The organism is Phaeobacter sp. JH20_26, from assembly GCF_048056275.1.
GTDB lineage: Bacteria > Pseudomonadota > Alphaproteobacteria > Rhodobacterales > Rhodobacteraceae > Phaeobacter > Phaeobacter bryozoorum.
On record NZ_JAYMWL010000008.1, the window covers coordinates 70895 to 93576 of the forward strand.

The following is a 22682-nucleotide window of genomic DNA, read 5'->3' on the forward strand; positions in this document are numbered from 1 at the left end:
GCGACGGTTAATATTGAGTAGGAGCAAACTATGTCACAGCTTATCGAGGTCGGCAATAGTATCCAGCCGCTGACCAATGTCGCGAAACTGGCAACGCTGGTGAACCAGTTGCAGGACCGTGCCTTTGGCGTTCCCGGCCTCGCGGTATTTTATAGCCATCCCGGCTACGGCAAAACCTTTGGGGCCATCTACTGCGCGTCCAAATTTGACGTCATCCATATCTCAATGCAGGCAGACTGGACCAAGAAAACACTTCTTTCCCGCCTGCTCGGAGAACTGAGCGTATCAGCCCATAAGACGATCCCAGACATGGTGCTGCAAGCCTGTGAGGCTTTGGCGTTGAATGGCCGAACATTGGTGGTGGACGAAGCCGACTATGCGCTAAATCGCGGTGTCATTGAGCTAATCCGTGATCTGCATGACGGATCTGACACGCCGGTGATCATGATCGGCAACGAAAGCTTCCCTCAGAAATTGAAGAAATTTCCGGTCATTGACAGCCGAGTGCTGAGCTATGTCGCCGCGCAGCCCGCGTCCCTGAAAGACGCCCGTCTGCTGGCAAATATCTACGCGGCAGGTGTGGAGATCCGCGATGATCTGCTGGGGTCAATCATCGAACGCAACACCGGCAACCCACGCCTAATGGTAGTAAACATTGCCCAGGTCAAAGAAGAAGCCATCAAGCTTGGTCTAAAATCCATGGGGGCAGATGAGTGGGGCGGTATTGAGTTCATGGCCAACGAGGCCCCAGCTCCGCGCCGGGGGCTGAAATGGTGAACGCAGTGGCCAACAACAGCGCTGAACAGGAAATCCTTGATTACATCAGCACTCGCCTGCGTTTCACCCATGCAGAGGTCGCAACTTACTGCGGTGCCAGCGAGTGGACCCGTCAAAACTACCTGCGCGCGCTCCAGCGCCAAGGTGTTGTACGCGAATGCGGCAAGGACGGTTACGCCACTTTCTACACAGTCTTTGACCCCGTGGAAGCGCAGCAACTTGCGGGAACTGGAAACCCGCATGAACTCGATGCCGAGCGATCCAAGAAACGCCTTGCAGCGCTAATTGAAACCATGAACGAGACCGGCCCAAACCATCTGGAAATGCCTAGTCCCGAACCGCGTTCGCCCGAAGAAGCGCAGATATGGAAGTATATCAACGACCTCGCTTACTTCACGACTAAGGATCTTGAGACCGTTTGCGCCGCAGAGACCATCAGAACAAGGTTCTTCCAGCGTCTTAGGCAGTCTAAAGCCGTGCGCGTGTTCGGACGCGGTAACGGAGAAACCTACTATACCACTAGATCGCCGAGTGAGGTCCGCGACAGCGCCAAAAGCAAGCGCGACAGCGTGGAAGGCATCATGTGGACGGCAATTCGGCGTCAAAAGCGGTTTCGGCCCATCGACCTGTTTGCAGCCATTGTACCGGCCCGGCCCGATATCACTCAGAAAGCCATTCTGGCCTATTGCCGCACCCTGCGGTTGGCCGGATACCTGCGCGCAGCCGCCAATAATCGTGGCCTGGGCGAGGATACGCCCCTGCGGCTCATCAAAGATAGCGGCCCCCTACCCCCTGTGAAACGGAGCATGACGGTTGTCGTGGACAGCAACGACGAAAAGATTGTCTACGCACCCGGAGGGCGTCTTTGATGAGCGACCGCCTGATCCTTGCCCAGGATGGTTGGGGCGAAACCCTGCCGGAGTGGATCGCCGTCCTGATCGCCGAATGCGACCGCGCTTCGCAAAACGTGGTCGCAAAGCAGCTCGGTGTGAGTGCCACCGTCGTCAGCCAAGCAATCCGCAACCGCTACGCTGGCAATATGACGCGGATCGAAGCCACCGTGCGCGATGTGTTCATGAATGCACCTGTCAGATGCCCCGCCTTGCAGGTGGAGATTTCTAGCGCGGCTTGCCTCGGCCACCGTCGCCGCGCTGAGACCTGGTCCCACTCCAACCCCTTTCGCGTCCGCATGACCCGCGCCTGTCGCGCTTGCCCGAAATTCGCAAAACCAGAAGGTGTAACATGATCACTCAGCGCCCCTTTTGCCGCCCGACACCTGAGAAGGTGCGCGCAGCAGTGAATGACCTTGTTGCAGGTACGGATGCCCCTGCCGGTACTGTCGAGGCGCTCACAGACGCCATCATGATCAAAGACCCCATTCATTCCGGCATTGTCCTGCGCAGCCTGGCCGACGCGTTGGACCCAGAAGGCGCATAGCCCGACTTGAACCCAAGCCCCCAGAAAGAAAGCAATTGCAATGACCCAAGCCCAGACCTCCTCCCTCGAACGAGCAGACATCCCCGACGGCATCGTCGAGGCCAATGGCAACAAATACATGACCGACGCCAAGGGCAAACTGGTTCCACTGGAAACGGTCAACGCCCGCGACAAACTCCAGGACGAAACCGTCCGCAAGATCATCAGCTATGCGCTACCGCTGCGTAGCCAGGTTGCCCGTTTCAAATCCCACACTGGCCGCGACGTCGCCGATTTGCAGGCCCTGCTGGCTCAGGAATACGGCGCACAGCTTGGCGGTGCTAAGGGTAATATGACCCTGACCTCATTTGACGGCCTGTTCAAAATCACCGTGTCCGTCGCGGACAAAATCGACTTTGGCCCGGAATTGCAGGTGGCCAAGCAGTTGCTGGATGAATGCCTTAACGAATGGTCAGCAGATGCCCCGGCAGAGCTGCGCGCCATCGTCACCCGTGCGTTCAACACCGAAAAGCCCGGCCAGATCAATCGCGGTGAGGTGATGATGCTCTTGCGGCTGGACATCACCGATGAGCGCTGGAAACGAGCCATGACGGCGATCAAGGATGCCATGCGGGTGGTGGGCACCGCCAGCTATACGCGCTGCTATCAGCGGCCCAGCGTTGATGCGCCCTGGGAACACATCACGATTGACTTGGCCAAGGCATAGGAGAGCGTCCGATGGCAATGACCCAATCCGAAATCCAAACTGCTCTGCACCGTGCGTTCAGCAGCTATGCCACCAAAATGCGGCGCGCCAATCTGGTCCTGGGCAATAGCTTGGTCGTTCTGCGGCGTGAGGCGGAGATTGCCAAGATCGCGCCTGAGACATTCGATGCGATGGCCCGTGTGGAAATGAACCAAGCGGACAAGCGGATGCGAGACGATGCAGCCCGGCATCCGATTGCCCAACCTATTGCCAAGGTGGTTTGATGAGCCGCGCCCTGCAACAGAAGATCCACATCGGCTGTCGTCAGCTAGGCATGGACAGCGATGCACGGCGCGGCCTGCAACTGGCCGTCACGGGCAAAACGTCGATGAAAGACATGACCGAGGCCGAGTTAAAAAGCGTTTTAAAACGCCTTAAAAACGATGGTTTCAAACCCGCGAAAACCGGGAACCACCGCCACAAGAAAGCCCCCCGTGCTGACCTGCGTTTGGTCCATGTCCTTTGGCGCAAGCTCGGTGAGGCCGACGCGTTGCGTGACCCTAGCCGGAACGGGTTAAATACATTCATTCGCAAACGGTTCGGCTCCGCCTGGCAGTCGGTGCCCGCTGACGTTGATATGCTCCGCGATCATGATCAGATCGACCAGGTCATTCAGGCGTTGAAGTCTTGGGGCCACCGCCAGGACATCGACTTTGACTGGTCTGACCATCAGCGATGAACCGCAATTTCCGCCCATATCTGCCCGGTGTGCTGTCCTACATCGCCGAGGAAATCAGCCTTGATCTGGCGGTGCGCCTGGCAGAGGCAAAGGGCGGGCGTGAGATCTACATCTCGGATAAGGCAGGCTCCAGCCTTGCGGAGCTGGTGGGCGCAGAAGATGCTCTACGCCTTTACAAACTACTAGGTGGCGGCAAACTGGTTGTCCCCGCCGGAAACTTTGGCGGGCAGGCCGGCCGCCGCCAGCGGATCGCCACGTTGCTGGGCCAAGGAAAAAGTCATTCGGTGGTCGCCGCCGAGGTTGACGTGACCCTGCGAACAGTCGAGCGTGTCGCGGCCAGCCTGCGCCGACGCAACGACGATCAAGGCGATTTTTTCATCTAATATCGCATTGCCCCCGACACCCGCCGGGACGGCAATCACCCGGCGCCACAGGTAGTTTTGTCTTACACAGACGGAGCCACCGGCCATGCCATCAGTCCAGACCATTGCAGAGGAAATCGTCGCGCGCGAAGGCGGGTTCGTAAATGATCCCGCCGACCCCGGCGGCGCGACCAATTACGGCGTCACCATCCATACGATGCGCCGTCTGGGATTGGACTTAGACCGCGACGGCGATGTTGACGTGTTGGATGTGCGCGCTTTGAGCCGCGCGCAGGCCGTTGAAATTTTCATCCGGCATTATTTCACAAGAGCCCGGATCGACCTGTTGCCGCAGGCGCTGCAAGCCAGTGTTTTTGACATGCAGGTCAATGCTGGTGCCAATGCCATAAAGATCCTCCAGCGCCTGCTGGCGGGTTTTCAGGAACCGGTCGCGGTCGATGGCGCGCTTGGCCCAAAGACCGCCGCAGCGGCCCACCGGGCCTATGAAAAGGCCGGAGACTATCTGGTCGATGCCTACGGTATTGCCCGCCGGGACTACTATTTGCGCCTCGCTGACCGTCGGCCTGCATCCCGTAAATTTGCCCGGACCCGAGTGGGCGGCAAAGGCGGCTGGATCAAGCGCGCCGAGGAATTCATTTCGCCCCGCTACCACCTGAGCGACGCCGCTTTCCGGCAACGGACATCGGCATGGGGATGAACGCGCCGGGCAATTGGCAGGTTCCGCAGTTTACGCATCGGTTTGGCTGCGACTCAGGAGGCAAGATATGCAGTTTTTGAAATGGCTCTTTGGCGGTGGTCGCAATGTGATCGCTGAAACAGCAGGCGTATTTCGCCCCAATGCTGAGGCGAGCGCACAGCGCGACGCCGCTTACGTGCAATCCGCGCTGTCCCAACATGGCGCCGAGTTCAACCGACCCGCCCTTGGGCGTTTTGATCGGTTTATGGATGGCATGAACCGCCTGCCGCGCCCTCTGATGGTGATCGCCACTTTTGCCCTCTTTGCCTCGGCCATGTTCGACCCTCTTTGGTTTGCTGCCCGGATGCAGGGGCTTGCCCTGGTGCCAGATCCGCTCTGGTGGCTGGCAGGAACAATCGTCGCGTTCTATTTCGGCGGGCGGTTTCAGGTGAAGTCGCAGCAGTTCCGCCAGTCGCTGAACCAGGGCACCGCGTTGTTGCCGCAGGTTCTGGAAAACATCAGCGCAATCGACGCTCTACGACATGACACGCCCGGCGCCGCTGAGGGCGGCGTGGCGGGCGATGACATCGCTAAGGCGCAGCCGAAAGGGGAAAATCAAGCCGTGATCGACTGGTGGGAAGCGGGGCAGAAACGGTGACCCTGGATCTTGAGACCATTCTAAAGCTGACCAATCTCGGAATTTCGGTCTGCGCCATCATCTACACGTTCTTCGCCACCCGTCAGAAAGACACCGACGAACGGTTCAAGGAAGGGTCCAAGCGGATGGACCGCCACGAAAACCGTATCGCGGCACTTGAGCAGACGGTGCAGATCCTCCCCGGCACGGGCGACATTCACGCCCTGCAATTGGAGCTGGTCAAACAGACAGGATCGCTGGCTGAAATCCGCGCTGTGATGGACGGCAACGCCAAGATTATGGCCCGACTTGAAACCATCGTCAGCCGACACGAAGACCATCTAATCGGGACCTAAGAGACCATGAGCGCATACCAAGACACCCTGTCCAAACACCGTCGCCTGACAATTCTAAAATTCCTGTCAGACAGCCCGGAATATACGTCCAACGCATCCATCCTCGTGGACGTCTGCAATAGCTACGGCGTAGCTACCACCCGCGACCAGGTCATGGGGGAGCTGGACTGGCTGAGCGAACAGGGCTTGGCCAGTGTCACTGACAACGGGCTATTCCGCATTGCCACTGCGACCAGTCGCGGTGTTGAGGTCGCCGAAGGCAAAGCGCGCCATTCAGGCGTCCAACGCCCCCGGCCTGGGCCGTAATCATGCCCCCACCCCGCAAGATCGACCTACTGCCAAGCGAGATGCGCCACTGGCTGCAAGATGAGCTGAAGGCGCGCGGTTTCTCTGCCTATGAGGATGTCACCGAGGCGCTGAATTTTCGCCTTGAAGACGCCGGGCTGGAGATGCGGATCGGCAAGTCTGCCGTTCACGCCTACGGGCAGGAGTTTCGCGACTACGCCAAGATGCAGGAACAGGCCCAGGACGAGATCCGCGCCTTTCTTGAAGAGGCCAGCCTGCAAGATGAGGTCGATGTCACCTCGGCTCTGTTCCAGCAGCTCACAACGATTCAATGGCGGTTGCAGATGGCGATGGCCAATCCCGATCAGCTTCCCGATCCGCGCGGGCTGAAGGATCTGACCACGGCCCTCAACAATCTAATCCGCAGCACCTCGCTGCGTGATGAAATCGCCAAGGCCGAACGCGACGCAATGGCGCGCAAACTGGATGAGGCGGTGGAAGCCGGCGACGTGGAAAAAGAGGCCGCGCAGAAGGCCCGCGAAATCATGGGGTTTGTCTGATGAGCGATATGGCAATTGGAACTGTTGTCCTGGTCGGTGACTACAACTGGCGCAAGGGGCCTCTGTGGCCCTCAATAGCTGCTCTGCTCTTTGGACGCCGCCAGAGGTTCGTCCACCTTGGAATGCGCTGCACAATCGCGTGGTACAAAGAACAGCCCTACCTGATTGCAATGCGCGAGGCGCCCGAGGCCAAAAATGGCGGTTAGCGTTGGGCCGGTCATTGACTTCCTACCCTACCAAAAGGCGTGGATCGCCGACACATCCCGTTTCAAGATTGGCATGTTTACCAGGCGGGGCGGCAAGACGTTCGGCTCAGGCGGCGAAATCGTAGGCGACTGCGTTGATGCCGAGATTGAAGGGCGCAAAACGCGTTGGACGATCCTGTCACGATCAGAGGCAACCGCCAAAGAGGCTATTGAAGACGCCGTAAAACCCATGACTGAGGGCTATTACGCGGCCCTCTCCACCTTGGCGCGCAAGGGTCGGCCAGAGTTTTCCGAGGAAGATTTCCACGTCCCGGCCCACAAACGCGAGGTCGTCCAGAACGGCGCAACCCATCTGATTGATGTTGAGGCGGCAACCTACAAGGCGCAGGAAGTCCGATTTCCGGGTGGTTCACGCGTCACAGCGATTTCCGCCTCACCTGACGCCGCCCGTGGCTTTGGCGGCAACATGCTGTTTGACGAGTTTGCCTTTCACGCCGACAGCCGCCGGATCTGGGGATCGGCTTTTCCAGTCGCCGCGCGCGGTGGCCATAAAATCCGGGTGATCAGCACCCCCAATGGCAAGGGCAACAAGTTCCATGAGCTGATGACCACGCTCAACAATGGGTTTTCCAAACACCACGTCGATATCTACGAGGCGGTCAAACAGGGGCTGGACGTTGATATCGACGAATTGCGCGCCGGTATGTCCGACGAAGACGCCTGGGCACAGGAATTTGAGCTGAAATGGCTGGACGCGGCCTCGGCCTGGCTGGACTACGATCTGATTTCATCCTGCGAAGATGTGCGGGCCGGTCACCCTGCGCTCTATCGTGGCGGGCTTTGCTACGTCGGCGTGGATATCGCGGCACGAAACGACCTCTTTGTGATCTGGGTGATGGAACTGGTCGAAGGTCAGTTGATCACCCGCGAAGTTGTTGCCGAGCGCCGTATCAGCTTCGCGCGGCAGGACCAGCTTTTAGCAGATGTGTTCCGCCGCTACCGGGTGGCGCGCTGCTGCATGGATCAGACCGGCATGGGCGAAAAGCCGGTGGAAGATGCCAAGCGCAATCACGGCGAGGACCTTGTTCTCGGCGTGTTGTTCAGCGCGCCGGTTAAGCTGGATCTGGCCACTGGCATGAAAGACCGTTTTCAGGATCGCTCAATGTTGATCCCCGAAGGCGACCCCAAGCTGCGCGCGGATCTTCATGCCATCAAATCTGTGACCGGCCCCACGGGCATCCGGCGCCTTGTCGCGGACACCGACACCGACGGCCACGCCGACCGCTTCTGGGCAGCAGCCCTGGCCTGCGAAGCAGCAGAAACCGAATACCAGCCGCTGGTCTATCGCCCTGTCGCACCAGGCGGCGACAAACACACAAAACGGCTCATCAACCTGACCGCAGGTTTTAATGCCAGAAAAGGAATTTGGTGATGACACCCCGCTTGCTTGATGCCTATGGGCGCCCGATCAAACTCCAGAGCCTGACGCAGCGGGTGCCCGAACCGGGAATCACATCCATCCGCAACGCATGGGCACCCTCTGTTGCACTTGGTCTGACACCGCAGCGCCTGTCGCGGATCCTGCTGGCGGCCAATGAGGGCAATATTCAGGACTATCTTGTTCTGGCTGAAGAAATGGAGGAGCGAGACCAGCACTATGGTTCGGTCCTGGGCATCCGAAAGCGCGCGATTTCAGGGGTTGATCCCGTTGTCACTCCGGCCTCCGGTGACGCTCAAGACGAAAAAATAGCCGACGCCGTTCGCGAAAACATTGCAGAGCATGACGGGTTTTCCGACCTGATTGAGGATATGCTGGACGCGCTCGGAAAGGGATTCTCCCAAACGGAAATTATCTGGGACCGGAGCAAGACAGAATGGTGGGTCAAAGAGTTCTTACATCACGACCCGAGGTTCTTCACTGTAGACCGCGAAACAGGTCGTAAGATCCGAATGTTGGACGAGCGGGATATGATCGACGGCGTCGAGCTGGAGCCGTTCAAGTGGATTTCCCACCAAGCCAAACTGAAGTCCGGTTTGCCGATCCGGGGCGGTCTGGCCCGGCTCGTATCCTTTGGCTGGATGTGCAAAGCCTATACGGTGAAAGACTGGATGGCCTTTGCAGAAACCTACGGTCTGCCCTTGCGTGTTGGGAAATATGGGCCAAGTGCCACGCCCGACGACGTCGAGGTGCTCTTTCAAGCTGTTGCCAATATCGGCACCGACGCAGCGGCGGTTATCCCCGAGGCCATGAAAATTGAATTTGTGCAGGCCATGAGCGGCAGCGCCAGCGCCGAGGTGTTTGAAAGCCTTGCACGCTGGGTCGATGAACAGACATCAAAGGCCGTGCTCGGCCAGACCATGACCTCAGACAATGGCTCCTCCATGGCCCAGGCCGAGGTGCATAATGACGTCCGCCACGACGTTGCCAAGGCCGATGCCAAATCTGTCACCACCACTCTGAACCGTGATCTGGTGAAGCCCTATGTAGATCTGCATTTTGGGGTCCAGAAGCGATATCCACGCCTGGTGATCACGATTGATGAGATAGAAGACGTGGACATGATCCTGCGTCACACCGCTGAGATGGTGGATCGAGGCATTCGGGTGCGCCAGTCCGAGGTGCGCGGTAAGCTTGGCTATTCTGAACCCGATGCGGGCGACGAGATCCTGACGCCATCACGGGCGAAATCCAACGCCGCAGATGCAAGGCCGTCAGCGCCGCCCACAGAAACCGCCACCAACCGGTCTGAAACCTCAACAGCCGCAAGCAATCCCTACGCGCCGCTGGACGACTTGGAGGCCGAACTGGCAGAAGATTGGGAGGCGATCATGGGACCAGTTGTTGCCCCGGTTCTGGAACTTCTGGAAACCGCCACCTCCTATGAGGATGCGCTTGCGACACTGGCAGATGCGTTCCCCAAAATGGACACCCGCCTGCTCTTGGACAGCCTGGTTAAATCCGCCGTGAAATCCCGCGCCCTGGGAGACATCAGCGATGGCTGAGTTTCGCGACCGGCCCGGCTACAGCTTCAATCCCGGCGCGCCACCTGAGGTGGCGGATTTTTTCCGCAACAAGGCCATGCGCCCCAGCTTCAGCTTTCGCGATGTTGAGCCTGAGGAACACGCCGTCGCCTTCACCGTGGCCAAGGCCATGCAGGTCGATGTCCTGCAAACCATCCGCGACGAGCTGCAAGCGGCGCTGGAGAAGGGCATTCCCTTTGAAGAATTCCAGACGACTTTGATCCCACGCCTGCGTCGGATGGGCTGGTGGGGCGTCGAGGAACAGGTGGATCCGCTTACTGGTGACGTAAAGAAAGTGCGCCTTGGATCGCCTCGCCGTCTCAAGACCATCTATCGCGCCAATATGCGCTCGGCCCGCGCGGCCGGCCAATGGCAACGCATCCAGCGCAGCAAGCGCGCCCTGCCCTATCTGGTCTATCTGCTCGGCCCCAGCGTTCGCCACCGGCCCAGCCACGCGGCCCGAAGCGGCATGGTGCTGCCGGTCGATGATCCGGCTTGGCAGGTTTGGTATCCGCCCAATGGCTTTGGTTGCAAATGCCATGTTCGCCAGATCACCCGCCGCGAAGCTGAAGAAATCGGCATCAGTGAAAACCCCGACACCCCCAGCCGCGAGGTGTTCAATCCGCGTACCGGCGAGCTGAAGGAAATCCCGGTTGGCATCGACCCCGGATGGGAAAGCAATCCCGGCCTCTACCGCCAACGCCGCATGGCCGAGTTCCTGCAAGACAAACTGAACGCCGCAGATCCGGCCATCGCCCACGCCGCCGCCCGCGATACGGCAACAAGCTGGCGTGTGCGCCGCATCCATGACGGTTCGGCCACCGGATCGGCCCCTGTCGCCATGCTGCCGCAGGAGCTGGCAGACCGGATCGGCGCCAAAACCCGCGTGGTGCAGTTCTCCGATTACACAGCCGAGAAGACCCGGCAAAAACATGGTGAGGCCACCGCCGACCAGTTCAGACGCGTTGCGGAGCTGCTGGAAACCGGCGCCGTGGCTCATGAGGTATCAGGCACCGGAACCGAAAGCCTGATCTTTGAAGGACAAGGCGCCAAGCGCTGGCGGCTGGTTCTAAAGCGCACTGTGGCCGGGGATGAGATCTTCCTAAGTACATTCCATCGCAGCACACCCGCCAAATGGGCAAAGCTGCTGCGCGGAAAAAACGTAACCATAGTGAGGGAGTGACGCGCGTGGAGGGGCGGAAATTCCCTCGCGGCTCAAGACCGGCTTCCCTAGGCTCACGCGCATCACAAAGATAGCAATCAGGTATGAAATTTTCAATACTGGCCCGAATAGTGCCTGCGAGCCGCTGATCGCCCCGACCTCATGCTGCGAGGATCGTTTTTAAAGGGGGGTTAAAGGGGGTAGAAAGGGGTGGAACGGGTTTTCGGGCGGCATCATGCGAGATCAGCCGTTTCGCCCGTCTAAGCCCCCTCTTTCGGCAACCTCTTTCTGACCCTCGATTTTGCCCCCGACACCTGCCAGGCCTGAGTAGCGCGGCGCGGCGGGGCATTGTGGCCTCATGACACAGGCCACCTCCATAACCACCATTGCGCTAGCGCTGAACGCCGAAGGCGACAGCGTTCCCGATTGGATCCAGCTCACGCCAACCGGCCCGCACCTGACGGGCCGTGACGGGCGCCAATGGCGGCTGACCAATCCCGACGCGGTTGTCGCTGAATTTGCGCGCAACCGTGCTGACCTCCCCGTTGATTTTGAACATGCCACCCAAGTGAAGGGCGCAAAGGGCGATGCCGCCCCTGCGGTCGGCTGGATCAAGGAACTGGAAGCGCGCAACGGGGCGATCTGGGGGCGCGTTGAATGGAATGACGCAGGCCGCAATTCCATCGCGTCGAAAGGATACCGCTATGTGAGCCCCGTTTTCACCTTCACCAAGGCGGCCAAGGAAATCAGCAAGATGATTTCGGCGGGCCTGACCAACCAACCCAACCTGGAACTAGCCGCCCTGAACACTGAAGACCATCAGGGTGGCGCTGATGAGGTACTGCCGATGAACAAGGCGATCCTTGAGGCCCTCGGCCTGCCGGAAAACGCGTCCGATCTGGATGTGGTGACGGCGATCAACAAAATGAAAACGGATGAGGCAACCGCCCGCAATCGGGCCGAAAACCCTGACAGCGGCAAATTCATCCCGCGCGCCGATTACGATCTGGCGATGAACAAGATCAGTGCCTTTGAAACCGCTGAGAAAGAACGCCAGGACGAGGCGATCAACACCGCCGTCGGCGCCGCCATTGAGGCGGGTAAAATTGCGCCAAGCAGCCGCGAGTACCATGTGGCGGCCTGCCGCTCCGAGGGCGGGCTGGAGAAATTCCAGCAACTGGTCGATGCCAGCCCCGTCATCGCCGCAGACAGCGAGCTGCGCGACAAGACCCCCACCGCCAAAAACAAGGCGCTGTCGGCCGACGAGCTGGCAATCTGCCGCCAGATGGGCCTCACCGCTGAAGACTTCCACGCGGCGCAAGCTGAAACCGAGGAGAGCTGATCATGGCTGCAATTACCCCAGCGGTGCTGACAGCACTTTGGACAGGCGCCAAAAAGAACTTCAATGATGGCTATGAGGCGATGGCCAATCAGTCCTTTTACAAGGACGTCTGCACCATCGTGAATTCCAATGATGATCGCGAGACCTACGACTGGTTGGGCGATGCACCGGAAATGCGCGAATGGATCGGCGACCGGGTGGTCAAAGATATCAAGTCGCATGGCTACCAGATCATCAACCAAGAGTTCGAGACAACCATCGGCGTCAAAGCCAAGGACATCAAGAACGACAAGCTGGGCACCTACGGTCCTCGTTTCCGCCGCCTCGGTGAAGCCGCCGCCCGCAAGCCCGACCAGATGGTCCGCGATCTGATCATCAACGGAGCAAGCCAGACTTGCTATGACGGTCAGTATTTCTTTGACACTGACCACCCGGTTTATGCCGGGCATGACGGCACCGGCGCGGTTACAACCATTTCCAACATGACCGATGGCGCCGGGTCGCCCTGGTATATGCTGGATCTGAATTCCGTCCTGCGCCCGTTCATTTTCCAAGAGCGCGAAAAGGTCAGCCTCATTGGCAAGGAAGACCCCAAGACCAGCGACCATGTGTTCATGCGCAACCAGTACCTCTATGGCGCCGACGCATATTGGGCGGCTGGCTATGGCTTCTGGCAAATGGCCCATATGTCCAAGGCCGAACTGAACGGCGACAATTTTGATGCCGCCTTTGAGGCCATGATGGGCGTGACCGGCGACGGCGGGCGCGAATTGGGCCTGATGCCCTCACACATCATGGTGGGCCGGTCCAACCGCTCCAAGGCCAACAAGGTCGTCAAGATGATGCTCGGCGACGGTGGCGCATCCAACCCCAACTACAACGAGGTCAAGGTTCTGGTGAACCCCTGGCTGCCTTAAAGGAGGGCCGCGCTATGACATCCAAGAACTATACAATTTCAGGCGTACCAAAAGAGGGTTTTTGCCGCTGCGGCACGTTCTTTCCCAACGCTGGCATCCCGGTCAACGCCGAGGATTTCGACGCCGATCAATGGCGCCGCCTGAAGGCAGAGCCAAACCTGCGGGTGGCATTGGCCGAGGCTGACCCGGCTTCAGACGCAGCAGCGCGCGACGCCCAGATCCGCGAGGCCATCAAAAGCCTCAGCCCCGAGGATTTCCAGAAGGACGGCAAGCCGAAAATCGACGCCCTGTTCGACCTTCTGGGCGATGACCTGGGCAAGATCACCACCGCCGAGCGCAACGCGGCCTGGGATGCTCTCACCAGTGGCGGGTTTGAAACCCCAGCCGCCACTGCACCGGCTTAAACCGGGGGGCGATGATCCGACGCGGCCACGGGGTGCTGCATCGGGGAGCCTCTTGCCCCGACGACTTATCCAAGACCAGTAACCAAAGGTGACCTGATGGCCTACGCCACTCAGACAGATATCGTGACGCTCTATTCGCAGGACGCGCTCTATGTGGCGGATCGTGACGGCGACGGCGTACCCGACGAGGCAGCCATTGCCCGCGCCTTGCAAACAGCGGGTGATGAGATCGACAGCTATCTGGGCGTCCGGTTCAGCTTGCCGCTGGAGACCGTGCCCGGCCTCTTGGTTCAGTTCAGCGTGGATATCGCTCTTTACCGGCTCGCGCTGTCCAGCGACGTGCTGTCGGACGAACACCGCACCCGCTACGAGGACGCCCAGAAACACCTGAAGGACATCGCGCGCGGCACCGCCACATTAAACACAGGCGCGCCGCAATCAGGCGACGGAGACGATCCTGTCGCCCCCGCCCGCCCCCGCCCGGTGGTTACGGTCGGCCCGGAACGCGAGTTCACCCGTGATAAAATGCGGGGGCTTTGATCCATGGCCGGTGTTGCTGCAACTCTCACATCCTCGGGCTTGACCGAAGCCATTGCCAAGGTCCGCCGCCTTGAGGGCTTTCGCATGGCTGAACTGGCAGATGATGCCGGGGCGGTTCTGGAAAGCTCTACCCGGCGCCGGTTTGACACTGCCGTAGCCCCCGACGGCGACCGTTGGGCGCCCTGGTCAGAAAGCTATGACGAAACCCGCGACCATGACGTGCATTCGCTGCTGGTCGATGAGGGAGATTTGCGGGACAGCATCGCCAGCTATGCCAGCGAGAGCGAGGTCCAGGTCGGCTCCAATCTTGTCTATGCCGCCCACCACCAGATCGGCGGTGATGAAATCGACAGCGGCATTCCGGCCCGGCCCTATCTTGGCGTCTCTGATGAGGACGAGCTGGATCTGTACGACCTCGTCACCGTGACGCTGGAGGATCTGTTGCAATGAGCGATCCGAACAACGTTATGGCTGAACTGCCCGCCCACATCTGCACCCGGTTCAACGCCCTGTTGCCGGATCTTCGCGAGTGTGCGCCGCATGAGGGCAAATACACCCTTGATGACCTGAAACGCGAAGGCATTCCCGCGCCTGCGGTGAAGGTTTCGTGTCTCGGCGCAAAGCAGGACCAAACCTATGCAGGGGCACCGGCAACCTTTCTGCTGTTGATGGCCGCATATGTGGTCACCCGTGATGGCCTCGGCACCAGACGGGACCTTTTGGCCGCCCAAATCTGCCAGACGCTGCTGGCCACGATCCCCGAACAGACTTGGGGCCTGGACGGCATCGGCCCCGCCCGGACCACGGCGATGCACACGTTGATATCGACCAAGGTGAAATCAAAAGCCGTTTCCCTTTGGGCGGTCACCTGGCTTCAGCCCATCAGCTTTTTCCAGCCTGCGCCCCGATCTTTGGGTGTGGAGCTGCATGTCGGCATCGCGCCCAAGGTCGGCGCGGATCATGCCGATGACTACGAACACGTTGGAGGCTCTGACGATGAGTGAACAACTCGCAGAAGCAGACCGCCGCATTGAAAACTTGCTGATGACTGGAAAGGTCATTGCGGTTGATGCGGCCTCAGGCCGGGCGCGCGTCCAATGCGGTGACATTGAGACCGACCTGATCCCCTGGATGGCACAGCGCGCCGCGAGCAACCATTCGTGGTGGCCCTTGCAGACCGGCGAATGGGTGATGCTGGCCGCCCCATTCGGTGATCTGGCCCAGGCTGTCATTCTGGGCGCCCTGCCCACAGGAAAGAACCCGCCCCACGGGGCGCCAGACACATTCCGCCTCAGCTTTGAGGGCGGCTCATACATCGAAGCTGCTGGTGGCAATATCACCATCAAAGCGGTTGGTGAGCTGTTCCTGCAAGGCGCCAAAGTCAGGATCAACTAATGCCAAAAGCAGCCCGCAAAACCGACACCTGCACCGGCCATGCCGATTATCCACCCCGGCCCGCCACTGGCGGCAGCCCGAATGTGGACATCGAGGGCCTCGCCGCCCTGCGCCAAGGCGATAGCTGGGCAACCCACTGCAACCCCGAACCCCTTTGCCACGGCGCAAGCCAGGCAACAGGCTCATCCACCGTTTTTGTAAACGGCAAACCCTTGGCCCGCGTTGGCGATGCGGTGGGCTGCGGCTCATCCATCGCGACCGGCGCCGGAACCGTGATTGTAGGAGGCTAAGATGCCATTGAAACTGGACTATGTGACCACCGCCGCAGGCTGGACGGCCGGCGAATGGCGCCCCAAAGGCGCGCCTTTGCAACTGACCGCAGCCCAGGCGCAATATGAGAATGTTGCCCTGGCGGATGAGGCCCCGAAACCCGCTGCCAAATCAGGCGCGGGCAAGCCGGAGCGCGCCAAGTCGTGACCGGTATGAACCGACATAGCGGGCGGGCGTTGCAGGGCGACGGGCATCTTGCCCAGTCGATCCACGACATCCTGACCACCCCAAAGGGGTCAACGGTGATGCTGCGGGACTATGGCTCAGACCTGCCCTTTATCATCGACCAGCCCTTGAACGGGGACACCCTCATTGACGTCTACCAGGCCACCGCCGAGGCGCTGGCTCTCTGGGAGCCGCGCATCACGCTTGCGCGGGTGCAGGTCACCGAGGCGCGCCCCGGCTATGCGGTTCTGGAATTGAGCGACCCCGACGGCAACCTGTTGCCCTTGCCCGTGGATCTGTCACCGGAGGCCAGCCAATGAGCGGCTTTACCGCCATCGACCACAGCAAGCTTCCCGCGCCGGAAATCCTGCGCTCGGTCGGCTTTGACACATTGTTTGCCGATATGAAGGCAGAGGCGGTCCGCCTGGAGCCGGAGCTGGCGCCATTCCTTCAGCTTGAAAGCGAGCCGGTCACAAAACTGATCCGCGTCTTTGCCTACTACCGCCTGCTGGATCGTTTGGAGTTTAACGACGATGCGCGCGGCCTGCTGCTGGCGCTTTCCACCGGTGCAACACTGGATCACCTCGGTGTGTTCTGGGGCGTTGAACGCCTGACCATTCAAGAGGCCGACGACAGCCCCATTCCACCGATCCCTGAGCTGAAGGAAAGCGACGACGCATTCCGCCACCGCATCCAACTATCCATGGAAGGTCGCAGCACCGCCGGGCCGCGCGGCTCCTACATCTACTGGGCACTGTCAGCAGCGGGCGGCATCAAAGACGTGGACGTGGCAGCGCCCGCCTTTACGCGTTTGCAAATCACGCCCGAGCTGGCCGCGCAGTTGCCCGCCGGTGCCCTGGTGCTTGGCGTTCTGGATGATGCCGGTCTGGTGGACCCGATGCCGGGTGACGTGGCCATTACTGTCTTGAGCCAAACCGGTGACGGCAGCGCTTCAAACGAGGTTTTAAGCGCCGTTGAAACCTCTGTGAACGCCGAAGACGTCCGACCGATCACCGACAACCCACGCCCGCGCAGCGCCGGTATTCTACCCTATGAGATCACCGCGGAATTGACCCTGAAGGACGGCCCCGATCGCGCCTTGGTTTTGGACACCGCGCAATCCTCACTGGCCGACTATATCAACCGCAGTCACCGGCTTGGCCACGACGTCACACGCGGCGCAATCTATGCCGCGCTGTTTGTCGAAGGTGTGCAGCGTGTAAATCTCATCAACCCTGCCGCCGACATCGAGGTCGGAGACTGGCAAGCGGCCTATTGCGCGCCCGAAGGCGTGGCCCTGACCGTTGGGGGGCAGCATGTCTGATCAACCGTCCATCCTGCCACCAAACAGCACATCGCTGGAGCGGTCCTTGGAACGGCTGATCCAAAGCACACGCCCGGATCTGTCACCCGTTGCCACGCTGATGAACCCTGATAGCTGCCCCGCCGATTTACTGGGCTGGTTGGCCTGGGCGTTTTCCGTGGATGTCTGGGAACCGTCCTGGGATGAGACGACCAAACGCCGGGTGATCAAGGCCGCGCTCGAGGTTCACCGTCGCAAGGGCACGGTCACGGCACTGCGTCGCGTTTTGAAGGGTATCGTCGGTCAAATCAGCATTGCTGAGCCGCGCAATGACACGCGCCTTGCGCCCCATGCCTTCGCGCTGTCCCTTGCCCCCGATCAGGGGCTGCAAGCCACCAGCTATGCGGAGCTGATCCGTGTTGTTGAGAGCGTGAAACCCGTGCGGTCACGCCTGAGCGCAATCCGCGTCACCCGATCCGCTGTGACGACGTTCTACAAAGCTACCGCCTTGCACAGCGGGACGCATCTGCGTGTCGGTATCCGTTTTGACGTGAAGGTCGCGCCGACCCGCCGGACCATCGGTGCCGCAATGCACCAGGTCAAGCGCACCGAGATCCGCCCGGCACGGCCCAGCATTGCCGTCGCACCTGCCCGGCTCATGCGCGGCACAGCCGCCCACATCACCGCCAAAACCACCATTCAACCGAGGTCAATCTGATGGCGAATTTTTCCGGCACAGTCACCACCGCCGCAGGCGACAACCTGCAAGCCAAGGCCCAGATCGGCCAGCCCCTGGAGTTCACCCGCGTTGCCCTGGGCGACGGCGCAGAACCGGCAGAGATCAAGCCACTGAATGCCCTGGTCAATGAACGGCTGTCGCTTGGCATCCAGTCAATGGAGGTTCTGGGCGATGGTACATCGCGCATCCGCGCCTTTGTCACCAACCAAGGGCTGGCCGATGGGTTCTATATCCGCGAGCTGGGCGTGTTTGCCCGCGATCCGGCGACAGGTGATGAACAGCTTTATGGCTACACCCATGCCGCCGATACGCCGGATTTCATGCCCGCTGAAGGCGGCGCAACCGTCATTGAACAGACCTTTGATCTGATCACCGTGATTGGCCAGGCCCAGAATGTCACGGCCCAGATCAATGAACTGCTGACCCTCGCCACCAAACAAGACCTGGACGCGCTGGACCCACGCTTGTTGCCCGACGATGCGCCGCAACCGGGGGCGATGCTGCAAGGCGCCCCAGACGGTAGCGCTCAATGGGTGCCGCGCTCTGACGCCCTGTCCGACACCGAACACCTCGCCATGATCGCAGGAGCCTGAACCCATGAGCATCATCCCAAACCGTTTTCTGGCGCATGTCACGCAAGCCGGTGTCGCCATGCCACCGGTCCCGGCGGATCACACCCGCCATATTGCCACCATCCAGACCAGCAATGACGCGGCATCCGGCGTTATCCTGACCTGCGAAATCGACGCAGGCGGCGAGACCTACAAGGTGACGCCCGCCCAGACCATCACCGAGGGCGACGCCCGCGCCAGTATGGTCGGCCCCGGCACACTCTTGGCCGGTGACGTGCTGCGCTTTGTTGCCAGCGACGATGCAGCGCTTGATGTCTGGGTCAGCTACCATGATCGCCCGGTGCCCGCATGAGACGCGTCGTCGGACATGACGGCGCGCTGAGCAGCCCACTGCTGTCGCTGGGCAGCGCAGGTAAAGCTGGGGGCGGCGGTAGCATAGGTGCGGCGACCGGCCTCTTTCGGCGACAGCTGTCTCTTTCGGGCATTGTTGGTAGCCCAAGCCTCAGCATCCTGAAGGGCATCTGTGTCGTCCCAGACGCCTCCGGAGGCGGCAAATTGATCGTGTCATCGGAGGATACCGGCGGTGCCCTCATCGTCTATGATATCCGAAATTGGGAGGATCTTTCGGATCCTGCCAATTCGGTTGTGAGCCATGGGCAAGTCTCGCCCGGAAACCGAATGATGGTGGCCGCTGCTGATGGATCTCATTTTGCATTTTTCGGATCTGCCTCCGCGATCAGCGTTTACCGGCTGACCACCCCTTGGGACGTCAATACGATGGTGTTGGACTGGTCCGTGGGAAATCCGATTTCACATGCCAGCAGTTATGCCTGTTTTGCCCGCGACGGCAGCTACTTGCTGCGTTTTCGCCAAGAGACCGGATCACCGGATTACGTCAGCTATCTCGACAAGTGGAACGCCGCCACGCCCTGGGATTTCTCCGGCATTGACACCGCGACCCCCGATCAAAGCGTGCTTGTGCCCAGCGAGATAAAGAACAACGGCGGTGCCGGAATTTTTATGCCAGCGGACGATGAGCTGTGCTGTTTCAATTCGTCAGACGTCGGTCTTGGTTACGGGGTTCAGACCCTGAGATATGGCACCAATGGCGATTTGGACACGCTGACCTATCAGGGGCAGCGCCCGGATCCGCATAACTCCAGCAGCGAACAATTCGCCTATGCCCCTGACCGAACGCTCTGGCTGGTTGAGAACCGGGGCTACCTCACCGAGCAATATTAAGGAGGCCATTGTGAGCCAATACACGCTGAATGGCGCGCGTCCCGCGTCTCTTCCTCAAAAACTGCGCCTGCCCAATGGCCGCTGGCGGACTGCCCCCTATGCCGAAGCGGATCTGACGGCTGCGGGATATGCGCTGGCCCCGGCAAAACCCGCCTATGATCCGGCCACCGAGCGGCTGGACTGGCAGGATGGCAGCTGGACGGTCGAACCGCTGCCGCCCCGCGATCCGGTCTACCGCCCCCTGACCAAGCTGGAAGCCATGACCCTGTTCCGGCACATCACCGGCATGGATGACGCGGGCGAGCTGGCCATGCGCGAGGATCCAAGCCCGGCCATGCGGTTGCTTTGGATGAAATGGGAAACCGATGTGCCCCAGAGCATCCGCCGCGAACACGCTGTCGTCGGCATCTTCTTGGACGGCCTGATCGCCGAAGGCTACGCCACCGCCGAACACAAGGCCGCCATGCTGGCCGCCTGGCCCGTCGAGAGCTGACACATGGCCCATTTTCCCGAACCCAACCAAAGGAGGCTCACAATGCCTGAAATGTTTCTTCACGGGGTCGAAGTCGTTCGCATTGACGACGGCCTCCGCCCGATCCGCTCGGCCAAAAGCTCGGTAATCGGGCTTGTCGGCACCGCGCCCGATGCGCCCCTCGGCTTTCCCCGTAACAAGCCGGTTCACCTGAAAGGCCCCCGCCACGCCAATGAGCTGGGCGTCGGCGGCACCCTGCGCGATGCCTATCTGGCTGCCTATCAGAACGGCGCAACCGAGGTGGTCGTGGTGGCCGCACCAGAGGGGGAAAACGCGGCTGCAACCAAGGCCAATGTGGTTGGCGATCCGACCACTGGAACCGGGGTTTTTGCCCTGGAACACGCGCGCAGTGTTTTGGACATGACCCCCCGGATCACGGCGGCGCCCGGCTTTACCTCTGGCCTGCCCGGTGAGGGCGTCAATCCGGTTGTGTCCAATCTCATTACCCTGGCGGAAAAGACCCGCGCCGTGGTGCTGAAGGACGGCCCCAACACCACCGAAGAAGACGGGAAGTTGGATCGGCAGAATTACGGATCCGACCGTCTGTTCATCATCGACCCAGCGGTGACCGCGTTTGACACCGACAGCGCCAGCAATGTGACCCGCCCAGCCTCCGGCTATGTTGCCGGGTTGATCGCCAAGAATGACGTTGTAAACGGCTATTGGCATTCCCCGTCAAACAAGATCGTGCGCGGCATCAATGGCACCGCCCGCCCGGTCGGTTTCCACATCAACTCGGCGGCTACCGAAGCCAACCGGATGAACGAGGCGGAAGTCGCCACGATCATCCGCAACAATGGGTTCCGCCTCTGGGGTAACCGCACAACCTCGGCAGATGCACAGTGGGCGTTCCTGTCGGTTGTACGGACCGCCGATATCGTGGCCCAGAGCATCGCCGAAGCCCATGATTGGGCCATGGATCGTCCTATGTCGGCGCAGCTCATCATGGATATTCGCGATGGCGTTCTGGCCTTTGGCCGGGGCTTGGTTCAGCGCGGTGCCCTCTTGGGTTTCAACTGCTGGATGGACGCGGAACTGAACACCGAGGCCACCCTGAAAGCAGGCAAGCTGTATCTGGACTATGACCTGGAACCGCCCGCCCCGCTGGAACACCTGATTTTCCGGGGCCACCGCAATGGCGCCTATTACGACGACCTTGTTTCCGGTGTGAAACAGGCAGCATAAGGAGGCTGAACAATGATCCAATACCCCCGCACAATCCGCAATTTCGGCGCGTTCGTGGACGGGCGCAGCTATTGCGGGCGCGTCACCGAAGGCAAGCTGCCGGAACTGAAACTCCAGCTTGCCAATCATCGCGGTTCCGGCATGGACGGCACAGTTGCCCAGGACATGGGCATGGAGGCCTTGCGCTGTGAGCTGACGCTGGCGGAATGGCCGCCGGAGCTGATCAAGATGTTTGGCACTCGCAAGCGGCTGACACTGCGCCCCGGCGCGATGGGCGAAGATGACTTTTCCTCTGACACCTATGTCGCCACCGTTGGCGGTCTGTTCGCCGTCACCAACTTTGCCGACCTTAAGCCCGGTTCTGACGTACCAATGAAGCTCACGCTTGAAGCTGACTATTTCCGCATGTTGCACGATGGCGAAGAACTGTTCGAGATCGACGTGCGCGCGGGCAAGCGCGTCATCGGTGGCGTTGATCAATTGGCGGCCCTTCGCGCCTCAATGGGCCTTTAAAGCAGCATTTGAAACACCTTGAACACCCCGCAGGGCGGCTCATCCGCCCTGCCCTCGCCCTCACCTTTTTTGAAAGCCTGACCCATGAGCCAGACCCAAAAACTAAACGCTGTCACCCTGTCCTCGCCCGTTACCATCGACGGCGAGAAGGTCACCGAAATCACCCTGCGCCGCCCCTCGCCAGGGGAGCTGCGCGGCTTGTCGATGGTGGATATCCTGCGGATGGAAGTGGACGCCATGTTCAAATTGCTGCCCCGCATTACCCAGCCGCCGCTGTCCCCTCTGCAATTGTCCTCTGAGTTAGCACCGGAGGACTTCACCGAACTGGCGACGAAAACCCTGCTTTTTTTCGCGAAGAAAGAGCAGTTGGAGGGGCAGCTTCTGGAACTGGAGGCGACCCCCTAAAACTGCCCGAATTTGTAGAGGACGCGATGGCGGATATCGCCCTCGTGTTCCACTGGCCCCCCGATGTGATGGACAGCATGAGCATCGAGGAGCTGGCCATGTGGCGGGAAAAAGCGCGCGAGCGATCCGAGGCCCAGAACGGCGCGCAGAAATAGGCTGATATTGGAGTGGGTG

At 60.3% G+C, this 22682-nt stretch carries 36 protein-coding genes; all 36 read left to right on the forward strand.

The window, feature by feature from the left end; genetic code table 11:
* Nucleotides 1-30 precede the first annotated feature (30 nt).
* The 36 genes from VWY60_RS02905 (at nt 31) to VWY60_RS03080 (ending at nt 22663) form a co-directional block, all read left to right on the forward strand.
* Complete coding sequence (locus tag VWY60_RS02905) at nt 31-777, forward strand: AAA family ATPase (RefSeq protein ID WP_416539780.1); 747 nt, start codon at nt 31-33, stop codon at nt 775-777.
* Nucleotides 771-1646 carry a hypothetical protein gene (locus VWY60_RS02910; RefSeq protein WP_260079480.1) on the forward strand — a complete coding sequence of 292 codons (876 nt, stop codon included), beginning with the start codon at nt 771-773 and terminating at the stop codon, nt 1644-1646. Before VWY60_RS02905 ends, VWY60_RS02910 begins: the two co-directional genes overlap by 7 nt.
* The gene (locus VWY60_RS02915; RefSeq protein WP_260079481.1) at nt 1646-2023 is read left to right on the forward strand and encodes a hypothetical protein; all 378 of its coding nucleotides are present in this window, start codon (nt 1646-1648) and stop codon (nt 2021-2023) included. The genes VWY60_RS02910 and VWY60_RS02915 overlap by 1 nt, the downstream gene beginning before the upstream one ends.
* A complete protein-coding gene (locus VWY60_RS02920; protein ID WP_260079482.1) occupies nt 2020-2214 on the forward strand; it encodes a hypothetical protein in 195 nt (64 codons plus the stop codon). Before VWY60_RS02915 ends, VWY60_RS02920 begins: the two co-directional genes overlap by 4 nt.
* Nucleotides 2215-2254: 40 nt before the next feature.
* Nucleotides 2255-2920, forward strand: coding sequence for a DUF3164 family protein (locus VWY60_RS02925; RefSeq protein ID WP_260079483.1), 666 nt, complete (start codon nt 2255-2257; stop codon nt 2918-2920).
* 11 nt (nt 2921-2931) lie between these two features.
* On the forward strand, nt 2932-3183 hold the full coding sequence (locus VWY60_RS02930; protein WP_260079484.1) for a hypothetical protein: 252 nt from the start codon (nt 2932-2934) through the stop codon (nt 3181-3183).
* The gene (locus VWY60_RS02935) at nt 3183-3638 is read left to right on the forward strand and encodes a gp16 family protein (protein WP_260079485.1); all 456 of its coding nucleotides are present in this window, start codon (nt 3183-3185) and stop codon (nt 3636-3638) included. The genes VWY60_RS02930 and VWY60_RS02935 overlap by 1 nt, the downstream gene beginning before the upstream one ends.
* Nucleotides 3635-4021, forward strand: coding sequence for a hypothetical protein (locus VWY60_RS02940; protein WP_416539781.1), 387 nt, complete (start codon nt 3635-3637; stop codon nt 4019-4021). Before VWY60_RS02935 ends, VWY60_RS02940 begins: the two co-directional genes overlap by 4 nt.
* 85 nt (nt 4022-4106) lie before the next feature.
* Nucleotides 4107-4718, forward strand: a complete 612-nt coding sequence (locus tag VWY60_RS02945; protein ID WP_416539782.1) for a holin-associated N-acetylmuramidase — start codon at nt 4107-4109, stop codon at nt 4716-4718.
* Between the two features lie 67 nt (nt 4719-4785).
* Complete coding sequence (locus VWY60_RS02950; RefSeq protein WP_416539783.1) at nt 4786-5355, forward strand: holin family protein; 570 nt, start codon at nt 4786-4788, stop codon at nt 5353-5355.
* On the forward strand, nt 5352-5690 hold the full coding sequence (locus VWY60_RS02955; RefSeq protein WP_036766944.1) for a DUF2730 family protein: 339 nt from the start codon (nt 5352-5354) through the stop codon (nt 5688-5690). The genes VWY60_RS02950 and VWY60_RS02955 overlap by 4 nt, the downstream gene beginning before the upstream one ends.
* 6 nt (nt 5691-5696) lie before the next feature.
* Nucleotides 5697-5996, forward strand: a complete 300-nt coding sequence (locus VWY60_RS02960; protein WP_040170660.1) for a hypothetical protein — start codon at nt 5697-5699, stop codon at nt 5994-5996.
* 2 nt (nt 5997-5998) lie between these two features.
* A complete protein-coding gene (locus VWY60_RS02965) occupies nt 5999-6535 on the forward strand; it encodes a phage protein Gp27 family protein (protein ID WP_416539784.1) in 537 nt (178 codons plus the stop codon).
* 279 nt (nt 6536-6814) lie between these two features.
* Nucleotides 6815-8173: a terminase large subunit domain-containing protein gene (locus VWY60_RS02970; protein WP_416539785.1), complete on the forward strand. Its 1359-nt coding sequence runs from the start codon at nt 6815-6817 to the stop codon at nt 8171-8173.
* Nucleotides 8173-9744 carry a DUF935 domain-containing protein gene (locus tag VWY60_RS02975; RefSeq protein WP_416539786.1) on the forward strand — a complete coding sequence of 524 codons (1572 nt, stop codon included), beginning with the start codon at nt 8173-8175 and terminating at the stop codon, nt 9742-9744. Before VWY60_RS02970 ends, VWY60_RS02975 begins: the two co-directional genes overlap by 1 nt.
* Nucleotides 9737-10945, forward strand: a complete 1209-nt coding sequence (locus VWY60_RS02980; protein ID WP_416539787.1) for a phage minor head protein — start codon at nt 9737-9739, stop codon at nt 10943-10945. Before VWY60_RS02975 ends, VWY60_RS02980 begins: the two co-directional genes overlap by 8 nt.
* Before the next feature lie 337 nt (nt 10946-11282).
* The gene (locus VWY60_RS02985) at nt 11283-12266 is read left to right on the forward strand and encodes a phage protease (protein WP_416539788.1); all 984 of its coding nucleotides are present in this window, start codon (nt 11283-11285) and stop codon (nt 12264-12266) included.
* Between the two features lie 2 nt (nt 12267-12268).
* The gene (locus VWY60_RS02990; RefSeq protein WP_416539789.1) at nt 12269-13183 is read left to right on the forward strand and encodes a Mu-like prophage major head subunit gpT family protein; all 915 of its coding nucleotides are present in this window, start codon (nt 12269-12271) and stop codon (nt 13181-13183) included.
* Nucleotides 13184-13197: 14 nt separating this feature from the next.
* Entirely contained in the window at nt 13198-13587 is a 390-nt protein-coding gene (locus VWY60_RS02995) for an HI1506-related protein (RefSeq protein WP_260112269.1), read from the forward strand.
* A gap of 96 nt (nt 13588-13683) precedes the next feature.
* On the forward strand, nt 13684-14127 hold the full coding sequence (locus VWY60_RS03000) for a gp436 family protein (RefSeq protein ID WP_260083097.1): 444 nt from the start codon (nt 13684-13686) through the stop codon (nt 14125-14127).
* A gap of 3 nt (nt 14128-14130) precedes the next feature.
* Nucleotides 14131-14577: a phage virion morphogenesis protein gene (locus tag VWY60_RS03005; protein ID WP_416539790.1), complete on the forward strand. Its 447-nt coding sequence runs from the start codon at nt 14131-14133 to the stop codon at nt 14575-14577.
* A complete protein-coding gene (locus VWY60_RS03010) occupies nt 14574-15131 on the forward strand; it encodes a hypothetical protein (protein WP_416539791.1) in 558 nt (185 codons plus the stop codon). The genes VWY60_RS03005 and VWY60_RS03010 overlap by 4 nt, the downstream gene beginning before the upstream one ends.
* The gene (locus VWY60_RS03015) at nt 15124-15522 is read left to right on the forward strand and encodes a phage baseplate assembly protein V (protein ID WP_416538851.1); all 399 of its coding nucleotides are present in this window, start codon (nt 15124-15126) and stop codon (nt 15520-15522) included. Before VWY60_RS03010 ends, VWY60_RS03015 begins: the two co-directional genes overlap by 8 nt.
* Nucleotides 15522-15812: a PAAR domain-containing protein gene (locus VWY60_RS03020; protein ID WP_416539792.1), complete on the forward strand. Its 291-nt coding sequence runs from the start codon at nt 15522-15524 to the stop codon at nt 15810-15812. Before VWY60_RS03015 ends, VWY60_RS03020 begins: the two co-directional genes overlap by 1 nt.
* A 1-nt stretch (nt 15813) precedes the next feature.
* On the forward strand, nt 15814-15999 hold the full coding sequence (locus VWY60_RS03025) for a hypothetical protein (protein WP_416538853.1): 186 nt from the start codon (nt 15814-15816) through the stop codon (nt 15997-15999).
* A gap of 5 nt (nt 16000-16004) precedes the next feature.
* On the forward strand, nt 16005-16337 hold the full coding sequence (locus VWY60_RS03030) for a GPW/gp25 family protein (RefSeq protein WP_244918460.1): 333 nt from the start codon (nt 16005-16007) through the stop codon (nt 16335-16337).
* A complete protein-coding gene (locus VWY60_RS03035) occupies nt 16334-17341 on the forward strand; it encodes a baseplate assembly protein (RefSeq protein ID WP_416539793.1) in 1008 nt (335 codons plus the stop codon). The genes VWY60_RS03030 and VWY60_RS03035 overlap by 4 nt, the downstream gene beginning before the upstream one ends.
* Complete coding sequence (locus VWY60_RS03040) at nt 17334-18038, forward strand: phage tail protein I (protein WP_416539794.1); 705 nt, start codon at nt 17334-17336, stop codon at nt 18036-18038. The genes VWY60_RS03035 and VWY60_RS03040 overlap by 8 nt, the downstream gene beginning before the upstream one ends.
* On the forward strand, nt 18038-18652 hold the full coding sequence (locus tag VWY60_RS03045) for a phage tail protein (RefSeq protein ID WP_416539795.1): 615 nt from the start codon (nt 18038-18040) through the stop codon (nt 18650-18652). Before VWY60_RS03040 ends, VWY60_RS03045 begins: the two co-directional genes overlap by 1 nt.
* A gap of 4 nt (nt 18653-18656) precedes the next feature.
* Nucleotides 18657-18983: a hypothetical protein gene (locus tag VWY60_RS03050; RefSeq protein WP_416539796.1), complete on the forward strand. Its 327-nt coding sequence runs from the start codon at nt 18657-18659 to the stop codon at nt 18981-18983.
* Nucleotides 18980-19873, forward strand: coding sequence for a hypothetical protein (locus tag VWY60_RS03055; protein ID WP_416538858.1), 894 nt, complete (start codon nt 18980-18982; stop codon nt 19871-19873). Before VWY60_RS03050 ends, VWY60_RS03055 begins: the two co-directional genes overlap by 4 nt.
* Before the next feature lie 10 nt (nt 19874-19883).
* The gene (locus VWY60_RS03060; protein WP_416538859.1) at nt 19884-20366 is read left to right on the forward strand and encodes a hypothetical protein; all 483 of its coding nucleotides are present in this window, start codon (nt 19884-19886) and stop codon (nt 20364-20366) included.
* Between the two features lie 42 nt (nt 20367-20408).
* A complete protein-coding gene (locus VWY60_RS03065) occupies nt 20409-21590 on the forward strand; it encodes a phage tail sheath C-terminal domain-containing protein (RefSeq protein ID WP_416538860.1) in 1182 nt (393 codons plus the stop codon).
* A gap of 12 nt (nt 21591-21602) precedes the next feature.
* Nucleotides 21603-22103 (forward strand): phage major tail tube protein, encoded by a 501-nt coding sequence (locus VWY60_RS03070; RefSeq protein ID WP_260079510.1) that lies wholly within the window; start codon nt 21603-21605, stop codon nt 22101-22103.
* A gap of 84 nt (nt 22104-22187) precedes the next feature.
* Nucleotides 22188-22508, forward strand: coding sequence for a phage tail assembly protein (locus VWY60_RS03075; protein ID WP_260079511.1), 321 nt, complete (start codon nt 22188-22190; stop codon nt 22506-22508).
* Between the two features lie 26 nt (nt 22509-22534).
* Nucleotides 22535-22663, forward strand: coding sequence for a GpE family phage tail protein (locus VWY60_RS03080; protein WP_260079512.1), 129 nt, complete (start codon nt 22535-22537; stop codon nt 22661-22663).
* The last annotated feature ends 19 nt before the right edge of the window (nt 22664-22682 follow it).

Coding starts and splice junctions, on each gene's coding strand:
- VWY60_RS02915 (WP_260079481.1), top strand. CDS start 1,646: ATGAGCGACCGCCTGATCCTTGCCCAGGATGGTTGGGGCGAAACCCTG.
- VWY60_RS03010 (WP_416539791.1), top strand. CDS start 14,574: ATGAGCGATCCGAACAACGTTATGGCTGAACTGCCCGCCCACATCTGC.
- VWY60_RS02980 (WP_416539787.1), top strand. CDS start 9,737: ATGGCTGAGTTTCGCGACCGGCCCGGCTACAGCTTCAATCCCGGCGCG.
- VWY60_RS02935 (WP_260079485.1), top strand. CDS start 3,183: ATGAGCCGCGCCCTGCAACAGAAGATCCACATCGGCTGTCGTCAGCTA.
- VWY60_RS02940 (WP_416539781.1), top strand. CDS start 3,635: ATGAACCGCAATTTCCGCCCATATCTGCCCGGTGTGCTGTCCTACATC.
- VWY60_RS03030 (WP_244918460.1), top strand. CDS start 16,005: ATGAACCGACATAGCGGGCGGGCGTTGCAGGGCGACGGGCATCTTGCC.
- VWY60_RS02930 (WP_260079484.1), top strand. CDS start 2,932: ATGGCAATGACCCAATCCGAAATCCAAACTGCTCTGCACCGTGCGTTC.
- VWY60_RS03045 (WP_416539795.1), top strand. CDS start 18,038: ATGGCGAATTTTTCCGGCACAGTCACCACCGCCGCAGGCGACAACCTG.
- VWY60_RS03015 (WP_416538851.1), top strand. CDS start 15,124: ATGAGTGAACAACTCGCAGAAGCAGACCGCCGCATTGAAAACTTGCTG.
- VWY60_RS02970 (WP_416539785.1), top strand. CDS start 6,815: ATGTTTACCAGGCGGGGCGGCAAGACGTTCGGCTCAGGCGGCGAAATC.
- VWY60_RS02995 (WP_260112269.1), top strand. CDS start 13,198: ATGACATCCAAGAACTATACAATTTCAGGCGTACCAAAAGAGGGTTTT.
- VWY60_RS03025 (WP_416538853.1), top strand. CDS start 15,814: ATGCCATTGAAACTGGACTATGTGACCACCGCCGCAGGCTGGACGGCC.
- VWY60_RS02965 (WP_416539784.1), top strand. CDS start 5,999: ATGCCCCCACCCCGCAAGATCGACCTACTGCCAAGCGAGATGCGCCAC.
- VWY60_RS02985 (WP_416539788.1), top strand. CDS start 11,283: ATGACACAGGCCACCTCCATAACCACCATTGCGCTAGCGCTGAACGCC.
- VWY60_RS02905 (WP_416539780.1), top strand. CDS start 31: ATGTCACAGCTTATCGAGGTCGGCAATAGTATCCAGCCGCTGACCAAT.
- VWY60_RS02960 (WP_040170660.1), top strand. CDS start 5,697: ATGAGCGCATACCAAGACACCCTGTCCAAACACCGTCGCCTGACAATT.
- VWY60_RS03050 (WP_416539796.1), top strand. CDS start 18,657: ATGAGCATCATCCCAAACCGTTTTCTGGCGCATGTCACGCAAGCCGGT.
- VWY60_RS02910 (WP_260079480.1), top strand. CDS start 771: ATGGTGAACGCAGTGGCCAACAACAGCGCTGAACAGGAAATCCTTGAT.
- VWY60_RS02990 (WP_416539789.1), top strand. CDS start 12,269: ATGGCTGCAATTACCCCAGCGGTGCTGACAGCACTTTGGACAGGCGCC.
- VWY60_RS02925 (WP_260079483.1), top strand. CDS start 2,255: ATGACCCAAGCCCAGACCTCCTCCCTCGAACGAGCAGACATCCCCGAC.
- VWY60_RS03075 (WP_260079511.1), top strand. CDS start 22,188: ATGAGCCAGACCCAAAAACTAAACGCTGTCACCCTGTCCTCGCCCGTT.
- VWY60_RS03065 (WP_416538860.1), top strand. CDS start 20,409: ATGCCTGAAATGTTTCTTCACGGGGTCGAAGTCGTTCGCATTGACGAC.
- VWY60_RS03020 (WP_416539792.1), top strand. CDS start 15,522: ATGCCAAAAGCAGCCCGCAAAACCGACACCTGCACCGGCCATGCCGAT.
- VWY60_RS03005 (WP_416539790.1), top strand. CDS start 14,131: ATGGCCGGTGTTGCTGCAACTCTCACATCCTCGGGCTTGACCGAAGCC.
- VWY60_RS02950 (WP_416539783.1), top strand. CDS start 4,786: ATGCAGTTTTTGAAATGGCTCTTTGGCGGTGGTCGCAATGTGATCGCT.
- VWY60_RS02975 (WP_416539786.1), top strand. CDS start 8,173: ATGACACCCCGCTTGCTTGATGCCTATGGGCGCCCGATCAAACTCCAG.
- VWY60_RS03000 (WP_260083097.1), top strand. CDS start 13,684: ATGGCCTACGCCACTCAGACAGATATCGTGACGCTCTATTCGCAGGAC.
- VWY60_RS03040 (WP_416539794.1), top strand. CDS start 17,334: ATGTCTGATCAACCGTCCATCCTGCCACCAAACAGCACATCGCTGGAG.
- VWY60_RS02945 (WP_416539782.1), top strand. CDS start 4,107: ATGCCATCAGTCCAGACCATTGCAGAGGAAATCGTCGCGCGCGAAGGC.
- VWY60_RS03070 (WP_260079510.1), top strand. CDS start 21,603: ATGATCCAATACCCCCGCACAATCCGCAATTTCGGCGCGTTCGTGGAC.
- VWY60_RS03080 (WP_260079512.1), top strand. CDS start 22,535: ATGGCGGATATCGCCCTCGTGTTCCACTGGCCCCCCGATGTGATGGAC.
- VWY60_RS03035 (WP_416539793.1), top strand. CDS start 16,334: ATGAGCGGCTTTACCGCCATCGACCACAGCAAGCTTCCCGCGCCGGAA.
- VWY60_RS03055 (WP_416538858.1), top strand. CDS start 18,980: ATGAGACGCGTCGTCGGACATGACGGCGCGCTGAGCAGCCCACTGCTG.
- VWY60_RS02920 (WP_260079482.1), top strand. CDS start 2,020: ATGATCACTCAGCGCCCCTTTTGCCGCCCGACACCTGAGAAGGTGCGC.